The organism is Marinobacter sp. MIT932201 (genome assembly GCF_047123295.1).
GTDB lineage: Bacteria > Pseudomonadota > Gammaproteobacteria > Pseudomonadales > Oleiphilaceae > Marinobacter > Marinobacter salsuginis.
In genome coordinates this window covers 3,775,900-3,793,898 of record NZ_CP138917.1, presented here as the reverse complement: position 1 = coordinate 3,793,898, position 17,999 = coordinate 3,775,900, and the positions used below count along the sequence as shown (strand labels likewise).

Genomic DNA, 17,999 nt, shown 5'->3' with positions numbered 1-17,999 from the left:
CATTGAATGAGTAAACGCGAAAGGCCGCGTTGCCCTGCGACAAACACAACAAGAGGTCGAGATCATGATCTACGCACAACCAGGAAAGGATGGCTCCGTCGTTTCTTTCAAATCCCGTTACGAGAACTACATCGGTGGCGAGTGGGTTGCCCCGGTAAAAGGCCAGTATTTCGAGAACATCACCCCGGTTACTGGCGAAGTGATTTGCGAAATTCCGCGTTCCGGCGCTGAGGACATCGAACTCGCACTCGATGCCGCGCACAAGGCAGCGCCGGCATGGGGCAAGACCTCACCAACCGAGCGTTCCAACATCCTGCTGAAGATTGCCGATCGCATCGAGGCCAACCTCGAGAAGCTCGCGGTTGCCGAAACCTGGGATAACGGCAAAGCGGTTCGTGAAACCCTGAACGCCGACATTCCCCTGGCCGCCGACCACTTCCGGTACTTCGCCGGTTGTATCCGTGCCCAGGAAGGCCATATGGGCGAGATCGACCACAACACCGTGGCGTACCATTTCCACGAGCCCCTGGGCGTTGTTGGTCAGATCATTCCCTGGAACTTCCCGCTGCTGATGGCGGCCTGGAAACTGGGCCCTTGCCTGGCGGCTGGTAACTGCACCGTGCTGAAGCCGGCCGAGCAGACCCCGGCCAGCATCCTGGTACTGATGGAAATTATTGGCGACCTGCTGCCGCCGGGCGTGCTGAACATCGTCAACGGTTACGGCATCGAGGCCGGTCAGGCCCTGGCCACCAGCAAGCGTATTGCCAAAATTGCCTTCACTGGCTCCACGCCGGTTGGCTCTCACATCCTCAAATGCGCGGCAGAAAACATCATCCCGTCCACGGTTGAGCTGGGTGGCAAATCCCCGAACATCTACTTCTCTGACGTGATGAAGGCCGAGCCGGAATTCATCGACAAGTGCGTGGAAGGCCTGGTTCTGGCGTTCTTCAACCAGGGCGAAGTGTGCACCTGTCCGTCACGTGCGCTGGTTCAGGAAGACATGTTCGAAGAGTTCATGCAGAAGGTGGTACAGCGCACCAAGTCGATCAAGCGCGGCAACCCGCTGGACACCGATGTTCAGGTTGGCGCCCAGGCGTCCAAGGAACAGTTCGACAAGATCATGTCCTACCTGGCCATTGGTAAGGAAGAGGGCGCTGTGGTCCTGACTGGTGGCGACCGCGAGCATCTGGATGAAGAGTTCAACAACGGCTTCTACATCCAGCCCACACTGTTCAAGGGCGACAACAAGATGCGTGTGTTCCAGGAAGAGATCTTCGGACCGGTGGTGGGTGTGACCACCTTCAAAACCGAGGAAGAGGCACTGGCCATCGCCAATGACACCGAGTTTGGTCTGGGTGCCGGCGTCTGGACCCGCGACACCAACCTCGCCTACCGGATGGGTCGTAACATCCAGGCCGGTCGTGTGTGGATGAACTGCTACCACGCCTACCCGGCCCACGCAGCCTTCGGTGGTTACAAGAAGTCCGGTGTTGGCCGTGAAACCCACAAGATGGCCCTTGAGCACTACCAGCAGACCAAGAACATGCTGGTCAGCTACGACACCAACCCGCTGGGTTTCTTCTGAATCTGTGAGCGGTAAGCGGGCCTCCCACACGGGCCCGCCTGTGAGTCAGCACAGCGGATGTGCACCTTCATTCCCCGGCGATTGGCCGGGGCGACTCTCTGATGAGAGTTCGGGTTTTTCTGTCACTCTCTTTTGGCCCTTCCCAGGGCCTTTTTTCGTTTCAGGCCGGAGTCACTTCCGTCGCCCGGATTTTGCGACCTAGGGAGGCACCAAAACAGTTCCAAAGTACCATATTGGCCCCTTGCCCCGGCCGATAGGATGGGAACTGGGTTATCGGCAATGTCGTTGATTCACCCGCAATGCGCTAACAATCATGACAATAGAGGTGAGCATTATGTGGACCAAACCAGCCTACGAAGATCTCCGCATCGGTTTCGAAGTCACCATGTACTTCGCCAACCGCTGAGTGCTGAAGCGGCCAGCCTTGCGCTGGCCGTTTTGCTTGTGGAGTGACCCACCATGTTTATTCACGTTCTGGGCTCCGCCGCAGGCGGTGGCTTTCCTCAGTGGAACTGTAACTGCGCCAACTGCGACGGCTTCCGCAAGGGCACCCTGAACGCCCGGGCCCGCACCCAGTCTTCCATCGCCATCAGTGAAGACGGCGAGCACTGGATCCTGTTTAACGCGTCCCCCGACATTCGCGCCCAGTTGGCTTCCTTCGAAGCGATGCAGCCGGCCCGTGCTCTGCGGGATACCGGTATTGATGCCATTGTGCTGATGGACAGCCAGGTGGACCACACCACCGGCCTGCTATCCCTGCGCGAGGGACTGCCGATGGACGTCTGGTGTACCGAACAGGTGCATGAAGACCTCAGCGGTGGTTTTCCGCTGTTCACCATGCTCAAGCACTGGAACGGTGGCCTGAACTGGCGCCGCATCGAGGCGTCCGAGCAGGCGCCCTTTACCATTCCCTGCGCTCCGTCGATCGAGCTGACCGCCATTCCGCTGCTGAGCAATGCGCCCCCGTATTCACCGCGCCGGGACAACCCACACCCGGGCGATAACATTGGCCTGTTCCTGAAAGACACCCGTACCGGCCAGACTGTGCTCTACGCCCCCGGACTGGGCGAGCCGGATGACCGTATTCTCGGCTGGATGCGCCAGGCCGACGTGCTGCTGGTGGACGGCACCGTCTGGCACGACGACGAGATGATCCGCCAGGAAGTGGGCACCAAGACCGGCCAGGCCATGGGTCATCTGGCCCAGAGCGGCCCGGGCGGCATGATCGAGGTGCTCGACAGCCTGCCGGCACAACGCAAGATCCTGATTCACATCAACAACACCAACCCGATCCTGGATGAGGATTCCCCGGAACGGGCGGAGCTGACCCGCCATGGTATCGAGGTGTCCTGGGACGGAATGCACATCGACCTGTCGGGGCAGCCATGAACGCCAAAGCCAACACCGCCATGAACCGGACGGATTTCGAGCAGGCCCTGCGCGCCAAGGGCCAGTACTACCACATCCACCACCCGTACCATAAAGCCATGTACGGCGGGCAGTGCACGCCCGAACAGATCCGCGGCTGGGTGGCCAATCGGTACTACTACCAGATCAAGATTCCCCAGAAAGACTCCGCCATCATGGCCAACTGCCCGGACGCTGGTGTGCGCCGGCTCTGGCTGCAGCGGATTCTGGACCACGATGGCCACGACGGCGACGTCGGCGGCATTGAGGCATGGCTATCCCTGGCCGAAGCGGTGGGCCTGAGCCGGGAGGAAGTGATTGACCAGCGCCACGTGTTGCCCGGTGTCCGCTTTGCGGTGGACGCCTACCTGAACTTCGCCCGCCGGGCGACCTGGCAGGAGGCGGCCTGTTCGTCCCTGACCGAACTGTTTGCCCCGGAAATCCACCAGTCCCGACTGGACAGCTGGCCTGCCCACTATCCCTGGATTGAGGAGAGCGGCTACAGCTACTTCCGCAAGCGCCTGTCGGAAGCCAGACGAGACGTGGAGCATGGTCTGACCATCACCCTGGACCACTTCACCACCGAGGCCCAGCAGACCCGGGCCCTGGAGATCCTGCAGTTCAAACTGGACATTCTCTGGACCATGCTGGATGCCATGACCATGGCCTACGGCCACCGTACCCCGCCATACCACACCGTGACCGACGACCAGGTCTGGCACCGGGGTCTGTGATGGAGGTGGGTATGCAGGAGATACCAAGATTTCGCCGGGGATTCCGGTTCCAGTGGGAACCGGCCCAGGAAAGTTATGTGTTGCTGTACCCCGAGGGCATGGTAAAGCTCAACGGCAGTGCAGGCGCCATTCTCAACGAGGTGGACGGTCAGCGTACCGTGGCCGACATCGTCGCCAGCCTCGAACAGCAGTTCCCGGACGCGGGCCCCCTTGGCCAAGACGTGAGTGAGTTCTTGAAGGACGCCCGGCAACAACACTGGATTGAACTGTCATGAGCTGCTCCCACGCGCACAATCAACCCAATAACCCGCATGATGCCGGACCGCCCCTGTGGCTGCTGGCGGAATTAACCTATCGCTGCCCGCTGCAATGCCCCTATTGCTCCAATCCGCTGGATTTTGCCCAGACTGAACGGGAACTGACCACCGAGGAGTGGGTAAGTGTGCTTCGACAGGGACGGAAAATGGGCGCGGCGCAGCTGGGCTTCTCCGGGGGCGAACCCCTGGTAAGGCAGGATCTGGTGGAGCTGATCGCCGAAGCGCGGCACCTGGGGTATTACACCAACCTCATTACCTCAGGGCTGGGCCTGACGGAGGCCAAGGTGGATGCTTTTGCCGAGGCCGGATTGGACCATATCCAGGTCAGTTTCCAGGCTTCGGATCCGGAGCTGAACAATGCCGTGGCTGGCTCCCGCAAGGCCTTTGACCAGAAGCTGGCCATGGCCCGGGCGGTGAAGGAAGCGGGCTATCCGATGGTGCTCAACTTTGTGATCCACCGGCACAACATCCATCAGATGAACGACATCATGTCCCTCTGTGAACGTCTGGGCGCGGACTATGTTGAGCTGGCCACCTGCCAGTATTACGGCTGGGCGTTTGAAAACCGGGAAGGATTGATGCCCTCGAAAGCCCAGCTGGTGCAGGCGGAACAGGAAGTGAACCAGTACCGGCAGCGACTTCAGGAATCTGGCTCCGCCATGAAGCTGATCTTTGTGACTCCCGACTATTACGAGAAGCGGCCGAAAGCCTGCATGAACGGCTGGGGCAATCTGTTCCTGACCGTGGCGCCGGATGGCACAGCATTGCCATGCCACAGCGCCCGGCTTCTGCCCATCGATTTCCCCAATGTCCGAGACATGGATCTTCAAGGCATCTGGTACGACAGCCCGGGATTCAACCATTACCGCGGCGACAGCTGGATGCCGGAGCCCTGTCGTTCCTGCGATGAGAAGGAAAAAGACTTCGGCGGCTGTCGCTGCCAGGCCTATCTTTTGACCGGTAATGCGGATAATGCAGATCCAGTATGCAACAAATCGTCGTATCATGATCGAATACTGGCAGCCAGGAAAGCTGCGGATCACGCCACGGCCGGCCTGACTGGACTGGTTTACCGAAATGCGGACAATTCACGGTTATTCTTCCGGGGCTGAAGGTTCCCTGGCTGGGCTGGAAAGCTCTATTTCAGCTTCTACTTTTGCAGGCCTTGCTCATAACAAATCAGTGATGAGTGCCTACGAGGCCTGCGCAATGCATATCCAGCGTGGGGAATTGACCGTGTCTTCGGCCGGTCTGTTCTGGTTGCAGACCGACCCGTCGAGGGGCTGCAACACGCTCTGGCATCTCTCTGATCATGGCCCGGTCCGTCTTGGCCCCGATCATCTTGCAATTCGCAGCCGGGTGAATGGCTACGGTGGCGGCGCCGTCGCAGCGTCAGACAAAGGTGTTTTCGTTGTGGGTGAGGACCAGCAGATACGGTTCATCAACCACACCGGAGACCAATGCATCAGCCTGACCGATGACCCGGACGCGGCCTACGGCGGTCTGGTGGCCGACGAATCCCGGGAACGGGTTCTCGCCGTGCGGGAGGCCGATGGCCAGCAGCAACTGGTGGCTGTTTCCATGGCCGGTGAACGAACGGTGCTCCATTCGGGTCAGGACTTTTACAGCGCGCCGGCGGTTTCTGCCGATGGCCGAGAGATAGCCTGGACGAGCTGGCAGCTCCCGGATATGCCCTGGGTGCGCACCCGGCTCTGGACAGCAAATATTGGCAGTGACGGTCTTCTGGACCAATGCCGGGACTGGCCGACGCCCACCGAAGGGTCTGTTCAGCAGCCGGTATTTGATGGTGATCAGCTGTGGGCCCTGTCTGATCACGAAGGCTGGTGGCAACCCTGGCGTATCGAGACCTCGGGCGAGGGCGGTTGGAAGACTATCGCTGCGCCGGCGCGGGATCACGCCAACGCACCCTGGCAACTGGGCGAATCCCATCATTGCCCGACAGGCGAGGGTGGTTGGGCGAGAGTCCGCTACTGCAATGGCACCGGCGAGCTCTGGTTGAGCTCCGGCGATACCGGTGAAGAAATCCGGGTTGCCCGGGACTTCGGTGACTTTCGCTGCCTGGAGTCGGCTGGCGGACAACTCTATTGCATCGGACGAGCTGCCAGCCGTCTGGATGCGGTTCTGATGATTGATGCAAAGACCGGGCAGGTTCGAACCATTGCCGGAGGCGAAGAGGCCATGGCAGGTGCCCGTGCTGCTCTGCCTTTGGATATCGAGGTTCCGGCACTGAAGCCGGGTGAAAGCTCCATCCACGGGTTTTTCTACACCCCGAAACTCGCTTCCGCCGACCTCCCGCCACTTATTCTGATCGCCCATGGCGGCCCGACGTCGGCGGCCTACCCGGTGTTCAATCCCCAGGTTCAATACTGGTGCCAGCGGGGCTTTGCAGTGGCCGAAATCAACTACCGGGGAAGCAGCGGGTTCGGTCGGGCTTTCCGCATGGCTCTGGAAGGCCGATGGGGCGAAGTGGACGTCGAGGACATGGAGCGCGCAGCGGATCACCTGGCCTCTTTTGGCCTGGCGGACGGCCAGAGGGTATTTATCCAGGGGCGCAGTTCCGGCGGTTACACGGCTCTGATGGCAATGATAGGGAGCCGGCGCTTCACCGCAGGGGCCAGCATGTTCGGTGTCACGGATCCCATGCGTTTGCGGGCCATGACCCATCGCTTCGAGTCCGGTTACCTGGATTGGCTACTGGGCTCGCCAGACGAATACCCTGAACGGTGGCGGGATAGAACGCCCCTGTTTCACGCCGAACGTATCACCGCGCCCATGATCTTTTTCCAGGGCGGGCAGGACAAGGTGGTGGTGCCGGAACAGACCCGGGCCATGATAGAAGCCATGAAAGCTGCAGGCCGGGCGCCGGAGTTGCACTGGTTCGAAGATGAAGGGCACGGTTTCCGGCGCCAGGGCAACCAGGCCGGTATGCTCGAATGGATGTTCAGCTTCTACCGAAAGCATAGCCAAAAGGCCAATGATCAGGCTGAAAACTTGAGTTAAACTCTCGGCTATTCCTATAAAAATAAGCGGTCGGGTGCAGTCTGATGAGTCACGATATATCTTCCTTGCGAAAGTTTGTGTCACCGGAAATTGTGTTTGGTGCCGGCTCCCGGAAGTCCGTGGCAAATTTCGCCAGTAATTTCGGTGCCAGGCACGTATTCCTGGTGTCAGATCCGGGTGTGGCTGCCGCCGGGTGGGTTGACGAGATAGTGGCTCTGCTGACGGATGCAAATATCCGCTCGACCGTTTACACCGGTGTTTCGCCCAATCCCAGGGTGGAGGAGGTGATGACCGGGGCCGAACTCTACAAATCCAGTGAATGTGATGTCATTGTCGCCATCGGTGGCGGCAGCCCCATGGACTGCGCCAAGGGGATCGGTATCGTGGCCACCCATGGCCGCAGTATCCTGGAATTCGAGGGCGTGGACACCATCACCAATCCGTCGCCACCCCTGATCCTGATTCCCACCACCGCAGGCACCTCCGCGGATGTGTCCCAGTTCGCGATCATTTCGGACCCCAACCGGCGGTTCAAGTTCTCGATCATCAGCAAGGCCGTGGTGCCGGACGTATCCCTGATCGACCCGGAAGTCACCGAGACCATGGATGCCTACCTCACCGCCTGCACCGGGGTGGATGCCCTGGTGCATGCCATTGAGGCCTATGTGTCCACCGGCAGCGGCCCGCTGACCGATACCCATGCTCTGGAGGCCATTCGCCTGATCAATCGGAATCTGGAACTGCTGGTGGAGAACACCGCAGATCCTTACCTCCGGGAACAGATCATGCTGGCTTCGATGCAGGCGGGGCTGGCGTTTTCCAATGCCATTCTCGGGGCGGTACACGCCATGTCCCACAGCCTGGGCGGGTTCCTGGATTTGCCCCATGGCCTGTGTAACGCGCTGCTCCTGGAGCACGTGGTGGCTTACAACTTCCAGTCTGCCGAGGACCGTTTCCGGCGGGTCGCAGAGGCTATGGATATTGATACCCGTGGCATGGCCAAACCGGAAATCAAGAAGCGACTAATGAACCGCATTGTGGAACTCAAACGTCGGGTTGGACTTGAAGCACGGCTGGCCCAGCTTGGTGTTTCGGTATCCGACATACCGCATTTGTCCGGATTTGCCCTGCAGGACCCCTGTATTCTCACCAACCCCCGTAAGTCATCGCTGCGGGATGTCCAGGTTGTCTATGAAGAAGCCCTCTGACATCAAGGACGGCGAAAACGACAGCGGCTACGGAATTGGCGATCTTCTGGGGCTGGGCAGCCAGTCTGTCCGTAAGAACTATTACCCCGCTCTGCAGGAACGCATTGACGAGCTGGAGCAGGAACGTAACCGCTACAAGTGGTTGTTCGAGAATGCCCTGCACGGAATCTTCCAGGCCAACCTGCGAGGCGGATTTCTGGCCTGTAATCCAGCCATGGCCAGAATCTGCGGTTATGACAGCCCCGAGGCGTTAACTGAGAAAGTCATCCGGCTTCGTGAACAGTTGTTCTGCAGTTCCAGTGAGTTCGATGCGATACGTCAGGAGCTCCTCGACGAGGGTAGCCTGAGTGCCCGGGAAACCCGCTTCCAGCGTGCTGATCGCACGCCGGTCCACGTTGCGGTCACCCTGTTGAGGCGCCCGGACCTTGGTCCGGAAGTGGTGGAAGCTTTCGTGGCGGACATCACGGAACGAGTGTTGGCCCGGCAAAAGCTGGAGCAATTGAACGCCACCCTGGAGCGGCGCGTCGAAGAGCGGACTGAAGAGCTGCAGAATGCCAACGTGGGTCTTCGCTACCAGATTGAGGAGCGCGAGAAGGTTGAGCGCGAGTTCTTTGTTGCCATGGAGGCGGCAAAAGAGGCCAACCGCAGCAAGGACAAGTACCTTGCCGCGGCCAGCCATGACCTGCTCCAGCCCCTGAACGCCGCCCGTCTAATGATCTCCGCGCTTCAAGACAGCACGCTCCCCGAGCAGGAAACCCGCATGGTTCACCAGGTGCATCGGGCTCTGGAGGGCGCGGAAGACCTGCTTGCAGACCTGCTCGATATTTCCAAGCTTGACCAACAGGCGATGAAGCCGGACCTGGTGTACACCGATGTCGCCGCCCTGGCCAGATCCCTCGGGGAGGAGTTCGAGGCTGTTGCCGCCAATTCCGGCCTCGGCTTCCGGGTGCGGACAATCCCTGCGACGGTACGAACGGATCAGCGCATGCTGACCCGTATCCTCCGTAACCTGCTCAGCAATGCCTTCCGCTACACCCGCAAGGGTGGGGTTGTCATGGCTTTGAGATCCCGCGGCGACCGTCTTCGGATTGAAGTTTGGGACACCGGTGTTGGAATCGAGGAAGACAAGCTGAGGGACATTTTCACCGAGTTTCACCAGCTGTTGCCACAGGGCACCGGCGGCCGGCAGGGCGTGGGTCTGGGACTGGCCATCGTGGAACGGATGGTCCGAGTACTGGGGTACGATATCGATGTGGCCTCAAGGCCCGGCCGCGGTTCCCGGTTCGTACTGACCCTGCCGCTGGAACCCGCCCAGGCCAGCCCGGATCTGGCTCGCGCCGATTCGCTGAACAATTTCGCCGATGGATTTGACGGCGTGCCGGTGCTGGTCATCGATAACGAGCCGGCGGTGCTTGAGAGCATGCAGTTGCTGCTTGAGAAGTGGGACTGTGAGGTACTGACGGCCGCCAGCAAGGCTGAAGCTGTACAGACTCTCGAGCAAACCGGGCGGATTCCCGCGATCATTCTCGCGGATTACCACCTGAACAATGAGCGAACCGGCTACGATGCCGTGCACGGTGTTCGTCGCTTCCTTGGCAAGGATATTCCTGCCGCCATCATCACCGCAGATCGCAGCGACGACACCCGCAAGATACTGCGCGCCCAGTACCTGCCGATCCTGAACAAGCCGGTGAAGCCGAACCGGCTCAGGGCCCTGATGACCAGCCTGCTGACGTCTGACCCGGTCTGACAGCTCCTGTAAGACGTTCTTACATACAGCCCAAACCCCTTCGCGAAATACTCCCTCAACCGGTTTTCGACACCGGCTGGTTTCAGAACATCTGAGGGAGTAACAGATGAAAATAACAACGTTTGGCCGGAAAACCGGCTATGGACACGGGCTTTGGTCACTGGCGTTTGTCGGCATGGCGCTGATGGCCGGCTGTGGTGGCGGAGGTGGAGACACCGAGGTTTCGAGCCCTTCCGATTTCGAACCACCTGCGGAGCCCGTGAATATCGGCGGCGATGCCGAACTTTACGATCCTGATCGGCTGATAAACGTGTCGGTCACCATGAGCCCTGCCGATTTCAGCCAACTGAAATCGGAAGCCCGCACCCTGGCCAGCACCGACCGGGAATGTGTCCCCGAGTTCGACTACACAGAATTTGCCGCCAGTGTCACCATCGACGGTGACCGCATGGACCGGGTGATTGTGCGCAAGAAAGGCTACATGGGCTCCCTGAGCCCCAGTATTCCCTCTCTGAAGCTGGATTTTGACGATCTCTGGCCAGGTCGCACCTATCAGAACATGACCCGGATGACCCTGAACAATAACCGTCAGGACCCCTCCAATGCCCGCCAGTGCCTGGCCTATGACCAGTTCCGGCAGGCCGGGCTCGCGGCGCCGAAATGCAATTACGCCAGAGTGTCTGTCAATGGCGAGGATCTGGGCGTGTTCACCAATGTCGAGCCGATCAAGAAGCCTTTTCTTGCACGGGCATTCGGCGACGACGACGGTAACCAGTACGAAGCCCAGACGGCGGACTTCGGCACCTGGCTGAGCCAGCGTTTCGAGAAGAAAACCAACGAAAAAGAGAACGACCGTACTGACCTGCAGGCGGTTACCGATGCTCTGGCGTTGCCCGACGAGCAGATGGTGAATGTATTGCCGCAGCTGGTGGATGTGGATGAATTTATCCGGTTCTGGGCGGTGGAAACCCTGTTGGGCGCCTGGGATTCCGCCACGGGCAACGCCAACAACTTCCACATCTACCGGGACCTCGAAGACGGCCTGTTCCATTTTATTCCCTGGGGTGCCGATACGGCATTCCGTGGCGCGCATCCCCTCAAGCCCCTGACGGGGGTGCTCTATCGCAATTTCTCGCTGGCGGATCGTTTGTTCAGTATTCCCGAATACCGGGCGCGCTATGAGGCCGAGCTTGAGGACCTGCTGGCCACCCAGTGGGACGAAGCCGCGTTACTGGCGGAAGTGGAGCGGATTCGCGAACTTACGGGAACCACCGCGGACGCGTCAGCCAGCCTGAAAACCTTCATCAGCGGCCGCGGTGAGTCGGGCGATGGCGACTACCGGCCAGCGCGCAGGGCCGTCATTGAACAGGCCATCGCCGAAGAAACGCCCACCGGGGAAGTCTACCGGCTTTCGGATACAGAGCCTGACTGCGGTGCCCCGGCGACAACCAGCCTGACCGGCAGCATCAAGTCCGAGGGCGGTGCCGACACGGGAGCCTTCCGCTTTACGCTGCCGGGTGGTCAGTCGGTGAATGCGAGCCTGACTTTTGCTGCCTTTGAGGTGGACAGCCTGGTGTACTCGGTCGATCGAGAGTCGAAGCCGGCCGTCATAAGCCTTCTGCTGATTGGCGCGGATGTTAACGACAATTTCACGCCCTACGTGCTGCAACTGTTTATCGAGGCATCCGATTACGTGCCCGGTACCCATCAGTTCCACGGCTTTGCCACCAACGCTCTGCTGTTCGAAGTGGACGAAAGCCAGCCCGGCGATGTGCGTACCCTGGCCCTGGGCGCGGAGGGCACGATGACCATCACCCGAGCAGGCACCGGCGCCAGTGAGGGCGACGTGGAACTGACCCTGGATGCCACCCTGGAATACGATTCGGGCATCCAATGAACATGGCCGTCACCGGCCCGCGGGAAGGATTCCGCGGGCACAGCCTGGCTGATCAGATGCAGGCCTGTTTGATGAACCGGGTCGACACCAAGTTCCTGGTGCCGGCCCACCGGCTGGATGCTTGCCTGCGTGGATTGGAGCACCACTACTCCATGTTGGAGATCGACGGCAACCGGCGATTCACCTACGACACCCTGTATTTCGACACTCCCGGACGTCAGCTGTACCTGGATCACCACAACGGCAAACTGAACCGGTTCAAGCTCCGCGTCCGCCACTACCGCGAATCCGGGGATAGCTTCCTGGAGGTGAAGAAAAAGAGCAATCGGGAGCGAACCATCAAGAACCGTTTACCGCTCACCTCGCAAACCGTTTCGAGCGGGCAGGTGAACCATTTTCTGGAAGAGCAATTGGGCCTTCCGGTGGCAGGGATGCTGCCGGCTCTTTTTGTCAGCTATCGCCGGATGACCCTGATGAGCCCATTGGGGACTGAGCGCATCACCCTGGATACCGGACTGGCGTTTCATTCGGCCGACCGCCAGAGCGGTATTCGCTTACCCGACGTTGCGGTTTTCGAGGTCAAGTATGATCGGAAAATCCCCTGCTCCCCCCTGCTTGACCGGCTTGGTCAGCTTGGCTGCCGACCCGTGCAGTTCAGCAAGTACTGCGTTGGCACCAGCCTGTTGTTCGGCCACGAATGCAAAACCAATCGCTTCAAACCGCTGTTGAGGAGACTCCATGGAATCGGCAGTTGATTTCCATTTTGTGATCCGGCTTTTGATCAATACGGCCTCGGTGTTCGTGCTGATCCGTTGCTACTACGCCTTTTCCCGCCATAGGGAGAACGCCGCCTCGTTCATTCTGTTCGGGGTCGGCGTTTTCCTGGTGACCGCCTTGCTGCATTCGGTCACCGTCACCATGGGTTTTGCCTTCGGACTCTTCGCTGTCTTTTCTATGCTTCGGTACCGAACCGAGGCGCTGGGCATCAAGGAAATGACCTATCTGTTTCTGGTGATTGCCATGGCCCTGCTGGCGGCGGTTGGCACCATGCACCACCTGGAGCTGGTGTGTCTCAATCTGCTGGTCATTGTCCTGGCGCTGGTGCTCGAAACCCGTGTGCTTTTGCCACGGCACAGCGAGCGAGAGGTAGAGTACGAAAAGATCGAGAACGTCCATCGGGACCGTCGGGAACTGCTCATTGCCGACCTTCGTGATCGCACCGGTCTGGATGTGTTCCGGGTGGATGTGGTGTCGGTCAGCTACCTGCGGGATACCGCCCTGTTGCGCATGCACTTTCGACAGGAGCCCGATCATGTTCGCTGAGCTGAAATGGGCATTGCTGGTTATCGGTCTGACCCTGGCGTTTAGCCTGCAACCCCTGCTTGTTATGGCGTCACCGCTGGAAGCCGAACTGGGTGGTTATGTTGCCGCCGGTGTCGACCATTACGGTGCGTTTTATGACGAGGATGGCGAGCGCAGCACCACCCGGGGCGTACTGCGCAATGCGAAGCTTGAACTGGAACTGAGTTGGGGAAAGCGCTGGGAGGCAGAGCTGGACGGCAGCTACAAGATCGAAGCCGACAAGAAAGAGCTGGATCTTGGTGATGCCTACCTTGTTTACGATGGCCCGAGCCGGTTCGAAGCCCAGGTGGGGCGCTTCAAAGAACCTTTCGGCCTGGAGCGCCTCGCAAGCTACACCAACCTGAACACCAGCGAGCGTTCACTGGTGAGTTCGGCGTTCGCACCCGGGCGATCTACCGGTATTATGGTGGGGCAGTATCGCAATCGAGGCACCTGGTCACTGGGTCTGTTTACCGATGAACCCGATGGCGGCGCCACTCACGCCGTAACCGCGAGACTGACCCGTGCCCCTGTTCGTTCAGAGACCCAGACCGTGCATCTTGGCACGGCGGTCTCCTACCGTGACCTCGGCGACAGCCGTTTCCAGATCAAGGATGAGGGGGAGGTGTTCAGCGCCGATAATGTCATCCGCAGCCCGAGATTCGAAGCCCGTGATGCCTGGTTGGCGGGCCTTGAAGCCGCCTGGCTGTATAATCGCCTGACCCTCGTGGCGGAAGCCATGGCCCAGAACGTGCGGCGAACCGACGGGTCACGCTGGCAGTTCGCTGGCGCTTACCTTCAGGCCGGTGTGTTCCTGACTGACGATCAACGCTATTACAGCCGCGGAGAGTTTGACCGGATTGAGCCCCGGCATCGGGCGGGCGCCCTGGAACTGGTCGCCCGGCACAGTGCGGTAGACCTGCGAGACAGGAACCTGGGGGCCGAGGCGAGCGTAACGTTACTGGGTTTTGCCTGGTACCTGGGCGAGGTGTTCCAGCTGCGCCTCAACTATCTGATACCGGATATCCGCGGCAATACCTTGATGGCCGCGCCGGACGGAGACGCCGTTACCCTCCGCGCCGTGCTGCGGTTTTAGGCAGCGTGAGGGTTACCTCTGTCCATTGCCCGGGCTCGCTGGTAATCCACATGCTGCCTTTGTGATGTCGCATGATGGTCTGGCAGATGCTCAGGCCCAGCCCCAGGTTGTCCGGTGTATCGCTGGTGGAATAGAACGGATCAGCGAGGCGCTTGATATCCTCCGGCGCGATGCCCTGGCCGTTGTCCCGGATTTGGATGCGATGCGCAGTGTCGGTGCTTTCGGCGGTTATCTCGATTTTGCCGTGCCCATGGCTGTTGCTGACGGCTGAGGCACCGTTGAGCAGCAGGTTCACGAACACCTGGGTCAGCGCCGATGGATAGCAGGGAAGCAGGGTCCGGTCCGGAATGTTTATGTGAAGCTCCACGCCTCTCAGTTGATGCCGGCAAAACCCGGTTGCGGTGGCCACCAGTTTGCGCAGATCGGCTGTTTCCAGATTGTGTTCCGGCACGGGACGAGAAAATTCGATCAGGTCAGAGACAATATCGGCGATGCGTTTCTGGTGCGTGCTGGCGTCCGTCAGGGCATCTGCCACTTCGGAATCCCGGTTTACCGAACTTGCAAAATCCACCGCCTGGCTGGCGCAGTTCAGCGGGTTCATGATTTCGTGCAAAAGTCCTTTCGCCATATGGCTCAGAGCCTGTTGTTTCTGCTCCTGGGCCAGTCTCTCTTCCGTGACTTTCAGGGTCTCCAGTGTGCGGGACAGCTGGCGGTTCCGGTCGCGCAGCAGGAACTGGAGAGCCAGCAGATTGCGCAGAAACTGCGACAGGAACCAGGCCGACAGGGGCGCGACGACAAGGCACATCAGAATCAGCCAGTTGGTCAGAATGCCGATCAGGGTCTCGGCAACCTCGTGGCTGTCTACCGCCAAAAACGTGCAAAGTACCAGCAGGGACAGGTTAATCAGGATAATCAGGCTGGTGTGCAGCAGAGACAGGGTAATGATGCCCACGGAGCTGATAAAAAAGAACAGTCCCACGATGGGAGCGAGAGTCGCACCTGTGGTGATGTAACCCAGGTAGCTGAACACGGCCATGTTGAAAAATACCAGGTAGACGATCATCGGCGCGGACCGGCGCAGGCGCGTGAACCGGTGAGCGGCAATAAGGGCGGTCAGGATCGCTGTGTAGATCAGGTAGGTGCCGAAAATATCCGGTGCGTCCGGGTTCAGCGCCAGCCCGCCCAGGAACAGCAGGGTGCCGATGAAGGCAATGACCAGGTAAACGTCCGCGAACAGCGGCAGCACCCGGTAGCGATACTGGGTGTGGTAGAAGCGCTCGAAGCGCCGCTGGCGCCAGGCGGGCAGTTGGCGGATCTGATCGATGCCGGAAAGCAGTTTCACTCGGCGGCTCCGTGTTGGTGTCGTTGCATGAACAGTATCAGCTCGGGCAGGCGTTCGAAGCCGAGCTTCACGAATATCCGATCCTTGTAGGAGTGCACTGTTTTGCAGGACACGCCAAGCCGGCCGGCAATGTCCCGTACCGGAAGCCGGCTGGCCATTAACTGCGCCACTTCCCGTTCCCGTCCGGACAGGGCCTGGTATGCGAGCATGGCCGCCGGTTCGGGCTGCTGCCGCCAATTGCCGATATAAACCTGCCCGTTTCGAATGTAGAACAGGGTCTTGATCAACTCCTGAATTGGCTGGTCCTTGGACACCACGGCCTTGATGCCCGCTTCCAGATAGATTGCCATTCGCCCGTTGCTGACCGGTGTGTCTGAAATCAGCAATACCGAGAGAGAAGGGTTCATCGTCAGTGCATGCTCGGCGATGGTCAGCCCGTCGTTGTCCTGGAGGTTTTCTTCAATCAACAGCACAGTCGGCCTGGCCGCCTGCAGGTGATTGAGGGTTGCAACGCCGGTCTCGGATTCGCCGACCAGTTCGACCCCGCTGTCCAGCAGGATCTGGAACAGCAGGCTGTCACGGAGCAGGCGTTGCCCGATGGTGACGTACAGCCTGAGTCTGCGCGGGCCCGCCACCATCAGTCGGCCCTGGCCGGCAGTCGCAGGCTGACCCAGAGACTCTGGTCGCCCCCGTCGGTATCGATGTCGCCTGCCAGCAGCCGGCTACTTACGAACAGCATCAGCAGGGCGGTTTGCTGTTCCAATAATGGGCGTGAAAGCCGGGTAATGGGCGCCAGCAGGTGGCTGTACATATGAAACGCATTTGGGTTGGTTACAGTGAGGTGGTCCCCGGCCTGAGTGATCTCCAAAGCAGTGGCCTTCAGGCCCGACGCATTCAGAAGCGTTGCCAGTGAATGGCAGAGCATCATAAGTGGTGTTTGTGTTTCGCTCGCGGCGGCGGGGTTGTCCAATGCGTCGGTCAGGGCCCTTGCAAAGGCTCGTCTGGTCAGGGGGTTAGGTGGTGCGTCTGGTTCCAGGTTGTCCAACTGCCGGCCCACCAACCCGACAAAGTCTCTCATCAGATCATGCTCCAGGGCGGTTTCCCGGCTCGCCCGCAGGTGAGGCGGCTGGGCCGGAAGCGTGCGGATGCTTGTCAGGGCGTCCAGAAAATCGGCGGTTGTCGGTTCGCCGGTAACACTGTCCACTCTGTCAGACAGGTGTTCGAGCAGCCGGGCATGTCGTTGTTGGCGCAGTTCCGCAAACTGTTGCTCGGCCATTGAGCGGGAGCTGTCCCGTGTTGCAACCAGGGCACGATGATGGGCCAGTGCCTTGCGGAAAAGGTTCAACAGTTCATCGGCGCGCCAGGGTTTTCTCTGGTACCTGAAAATCCGGCCTTCGTTCACCGCATCCATCGCCACATCCACTTCGCCCCAGGCCGACGTGAGAATACGGACAATGGTCGGATGCGACTGTCGGAGCTCGTCCAGCAGCTCTTTGCCGTGCATCCCGGGCATTCTCTGGTCGGTCATCACCACGGCAACATTGCCGTCATCCCGGAGGGTCAACAGGGCCTCTTCGGCACTGATGGCGCTCTGCACCCGGAACTCGGTCTGCATGTGCGCCAGCTGTCTCGACAGGTAACGGGTGGCAGTCGGTTCGTCATCCACAATCAGAATCGCCGGGCTGGGGCCCTCTGGTGCCTCTCGGGTATCCGGAGCGGATGATTGCGCTTCCCGGGTGAGGGCGGCGGCCAACACGTGAGACCGGATGACATCCAGATCGACCGGTTGTTCAAAGCAGCGATCGATCAACTGATCATCAAGCAGCGTCACCAGGAGGTTCAGGGCAATGGCATCCCCTATCAGAATCTTCAGGATCCCGGGGTAGCGGTCCCGGACCTCTGATAGCAGGGACGATTCCAGGTGACCATCAGGCTGGTCAGGCACCAGAACGATGGCGGCCGGTAGTGTGGAAGCCGAGGCGAGGTGATCGAGGGCAGTCTGATCAGAGGCGAATGCCTGAATCGCGAAATCGTCGCCAAACAGGGTTTCGAAATGCTGCCGTTCCTGGTCATCGTCATATCGGAGAAGGATCTCCGCCACTGCGCTGGTAGCCATTATTGTTTGGGGGCCTGCTGATGGGTTTTGGAAGAGACTAGCAACGGCAGAGAATTATTGGTGTAGGAAATTCCTACAAATGGGGTCTGTCCAATGGTGGAAGCGTTGTTCTGTGACGGCCTTGGCACTATGGCCTGTTTCAAAGTCAGGAGCGACTACACTTATCACAGGTTCATCGAAAGGGA

Annotated in this window: 16 protein-coding genes; 13 read left to right on the top strand and 3 right to left on the bottom strand. The window is 59.8% G+C overall.

The features are described 5' to 3' along the window. Nucleotides 1-64 precede the first annotated feature (64 nt). The 13 genes from SIC15_RS17480 (at nt 65) to SIC15_RS17420 (ending at nt 14,356) form a co-directional block, all read left to right on the top strand. Nucleotides 65-1,585, top strand: a complete 1,521-nt coding sequence (locus SIC15_RS17480; protein WP_069181959.1) for an aldehyde dehydrogenase family protein — start codon at nt 65-67, stop codon at nt 1,583-1,585. Nucleotides 1,586-1,919: 334 nt separating this feature from the next. Next, nucleotides 1,920-1,991, top strand: a complete 72-nt coding sequence (gene pqqA, locus SIC15_RS17475; RefSeq protein WP_007153157.1) for a pyrroloquinoline quinone precursor peptide PqqA — start codon at nt 1,920-1,922, stop codon at nt 1,989-1,991. A 53-nt stretch (nt 1,992-2,044) separates the two neighbouring features. Further along, nucleotides 2,045-2,974 carry a pyrroloquinoline quinone biosynthesis protein PqqB gene (pqqB, locus tag SIC15_RS17470; protein ID WP_412536559.1) on the top strand — a complete coding sequence of 310 codons (930 nt, stop codon included), beginning with the start codon at nt 2,045-2,047 and terminating at the stop codon, nt 2,972-2,974. Next, nucleotides 2,971-3,726: a pyrroloquinoline-quinone synthase PqqC gene (gene pqqC / locus SIC15_RS17465; protein WP_069181957.1), complete on the top strand. Its 756-nt coding sequence runs from the start codon at nt 2,971-2,973 to the stop codon at nt 3,724-3,726. The genes pqqB and pqqC overlap by 4 nt, the downstream gene beginning before the upstream one ends. Next, nucleotides 3,723-4,001: a pyrroloquinoline quinone biosynthesis peptide chaperone PqqD gene (gene pqqD / locus SIC15_RS17460; protein WP_174805016.1), complete on the top strand. Its 279-nt coding sequence runs from the start codon at nt 3,723-3,725 to the stop codon at nt 3,999-4,001. Before pqqC ends, pqqD begins: the two co-directional genes overlap by 4 nt. Beyond that, complete coding sequence (gene pqqE / locus SIC15_RS17455) at nt 3,998-5,155, top strand: pyrroloquinoline quinone biosynthesis protein PqqE (protein WP_412536558.1); 1,158 nt, start codon at nt 3,998-4,000, stop codon at nt 5,153-5,155. The genes pqqD and pqqE overlap by 4 nt, the downstream gene beginning before the upstream one ends. Nucleotides 5,156-5,252: 97 nt before the next feature. After that, entirely contained in the window at nt 5,253-7,064 is a 1,812-nt protein-coding gene (locus tag SIC15_RS17450; RefSeq protein ID WP_412536557.1) for a prolyl oligopeptidase family serine peptidase, read from the top strand. Between the two features lie 44 nt (nt 7,065-7,108). Further along, nucleotides 7,109-8,272, top strand: coding sequence for an alcohol dehydrogenase-like regulatory protein ErcA (ercA, locus tag SIC15_RS17445; protein ID WP_412536556.1), 1,164 nt, complete (start codon nt 7,109-7,111; stop codon nt 8,270-8,272). Next, the gene (locus SIC15_RS17440; protein ID WP_412536555.1) at nt 8,256-10,022 is read left to right on the top strand and encodes a NahK/ErcS family hybrid sensor histidine kinase/response regulator; all 1,767 of its coding nucleotides are present in this window, start codon (nt 8,256-8,258) and stop codon (nt 10,020-10,022) included. Before ercA ends, SIC15_RS17440 begins: the two co-directional genes overlap by 17 nt. Nucleotides 10,023-10,128: 106 nt before the next feature. Further along, nucleotides 10,129-11,919 carry a CotH kinase family protein gene (locus tag SIC15_RS17435; RefSeq protein ID WP_412536554.1) on the top strand — a complete coding sequence of 597 codons (1,791 nt, stop codon included), beginning with the start codon at nt 10,129-10,131 and terminating at the stop codon, nt 11,917-11,919. Beyond that, on the top strand, nt 11,916-12,674 hold the full coding sequence (locus tag SIC15_RS17430; protein WP_412536553.1) for a polyphosphate polymerase domain-containing protein: 759 nt from the start codon (nt 11,916-11,918) through the stop codon (nt 12,672-12,674). Before SIC15_RS17435 ends, SIC15_RS17430 begins: the two co-directional genes overlap by 4 nt. After that, nucleotides 12,658-13,242, top strand: coding sequence for a DUF4956 domain-containing protein (locus tag SIC15_RS17425; protein ID WP_069181950.1), 585 nt, complete (start codon nt 12,658-12,660; stop codon nt 13,240-13,242). Before SIC15_RS17430 ends, SIC15_RS17425 begins: the two co-directional genes overlap by 17 nt. Further along, nucleotides 13,232-14,356, top strand: coding sequence for an OprO/OprP family phosphate-selective porin (locus SIC15_RS17420; protein ID WP_412536552.1), 1,125 nt, complete (start codon nt 13,232-13,234; stop codon nt 14,354-14,356). Before SIC15_RS17425 ends, SIC15_RS17420 begins: the two co-directional genes overlap by 11 nt. Here the strand turns inward: SIC15_RS17420 and SIC15_RS17415 are convergent. Genes SIC15_RS17415 through SIC15_RS17405 form a run of 3 tightly spaced genes read right to left on the bottom strand, consistent with a single transcriptional unit; the run spans nt 14,328 to nt 17,814 of the window. Further along, nucleotides 14,328-15,698, bottom strand: a complete 1,371-nt coding sequence (locus tag SIC15_RS17415) for a sensor histidine kinase (protein WP_412536551.1) — start codon at nt 15,696-15,698, stop codon at nt 14,328-14,330. The two genes, SIC15_RS17420 and SIC15_RS17415, sit on opposite strands and share 29 nt — an antisense overlap. Then, on the bottom strand, nt 15,695-16,336 hold the full coding sequence (locus SIC15_RS17410) for a LuxR C-terminal-related transcriptional regulator (RefSeq protein WP_412536550.1): 642 nt from the start codon (nt 16,334-16,336) through the stop codon (nt 15,695-15,697). The genes SIC15_RS17415 and SIC15_RS17410 overlap by 4 nt, the downstream gene beginning before the upstream one ends. Beyond that, the gene (locus SIC15_RS17405) at nt 16,336-17,814 is read right to left on the bottom strand and encodes a response regulator (protein ID WP_412536549.1); all 1,479 of its coding nucleotides are present in this window, start codon (nt 17,812-17,814) and stop codon (nt 16,336-16,338) included. Before SIC15_RS17405 ends, SIC15_RS17410 begins: the two co-directional genes overlap by 1 nt. Nucleotides 17,815-17,999 lie beyond the last annotated feature (185 nt).

Coding starts and splice junctions, on each gene's coding strand:
- SIC15_RS17480 (WP_069181959.1), top strand. CDS start 65: ATGATCTACGCACAACCAGGAAAGGATGGCTCCGTCGTTTCTTTCAAA.
- pqqB (WP_412536559.1), top strand. CDS start 2,045: ATGTTTATTCACGTTCTGGGCTCCGCCGCAGGCGGTGGCTTTCCTCAG.
- pqqC (WP_069181957.1), top strand. CDS start 2,971: ATGAACGCCAAAGCCAACACCGCCATGAACCGGACGGATTTCGAGCAG.
- pqqE (WP_412536558.1), top strand. CDS start 3,998: ATGAGCTGCTCCCACGCGCACAATCAACCCAATAACCCGCATGATGCC.
- SIC15_RS17450 (WP_412536557.1), top strand. CDS start 5,253: ATGCATATCCAGCGTGGGGAATTGACCGTGTCTTCGGCCGGTCTGTTC.
- ercA (WP_412536556.1), top strand. CDS start 7,109: ATGAGTCACGATATATCTTCCTTGCGAAAGTTTGTGTCACCGGAAATT.
- SIC15_RS17440 (WP_412536555.1), top strand. CDS start 8,256: ATGAAGAAGCCCTCTGACATCAAGGACGGCGAAAACGACAGCGGCTAC.
- SIC15_RS17435 (WP_412536554.1), top strand. CDS start 10,129: ATGAAAATAACAACGTTTGGCCGGAAAACCGGCTATGGACACGGGCTT.
- SIC15_RS17430 (WP_412536553.1), top strand. CDS start 11,916: ATGAACATGGCCGTCACCGGCCCGCGGGAAGGATTCCGCGGGCACAGC.
- SIC15_RS17425 (WP_069181950.1), top strand. CDS start 12,658: ATGGAATCGGCAGTTGATTTCCATTTTGTGATCCGGCTTTTGATCAAT.
- SIC15_RS17420 (WP_412536552.1), top strand. CDS start 13,232: ATGTTCGCTGAGCTGAAATGGGCATTGCTGGTTATCGGTCTGACCCTG.
- SIC15_RS17410 (WP_412536550.1), bottom strand. CDS start 16,336: ATGGTGGCGGGCCCGCGCAGACTCAGGCTGTACGTCACCATCGGGCAA.
- SIC15_RS17405 (WP_412536549.1), bottom strand. CDS start 17,814: ATGGCTACCAGCGCAGTGGCGGAGATCCTTCTCCGATATGACGATGAC.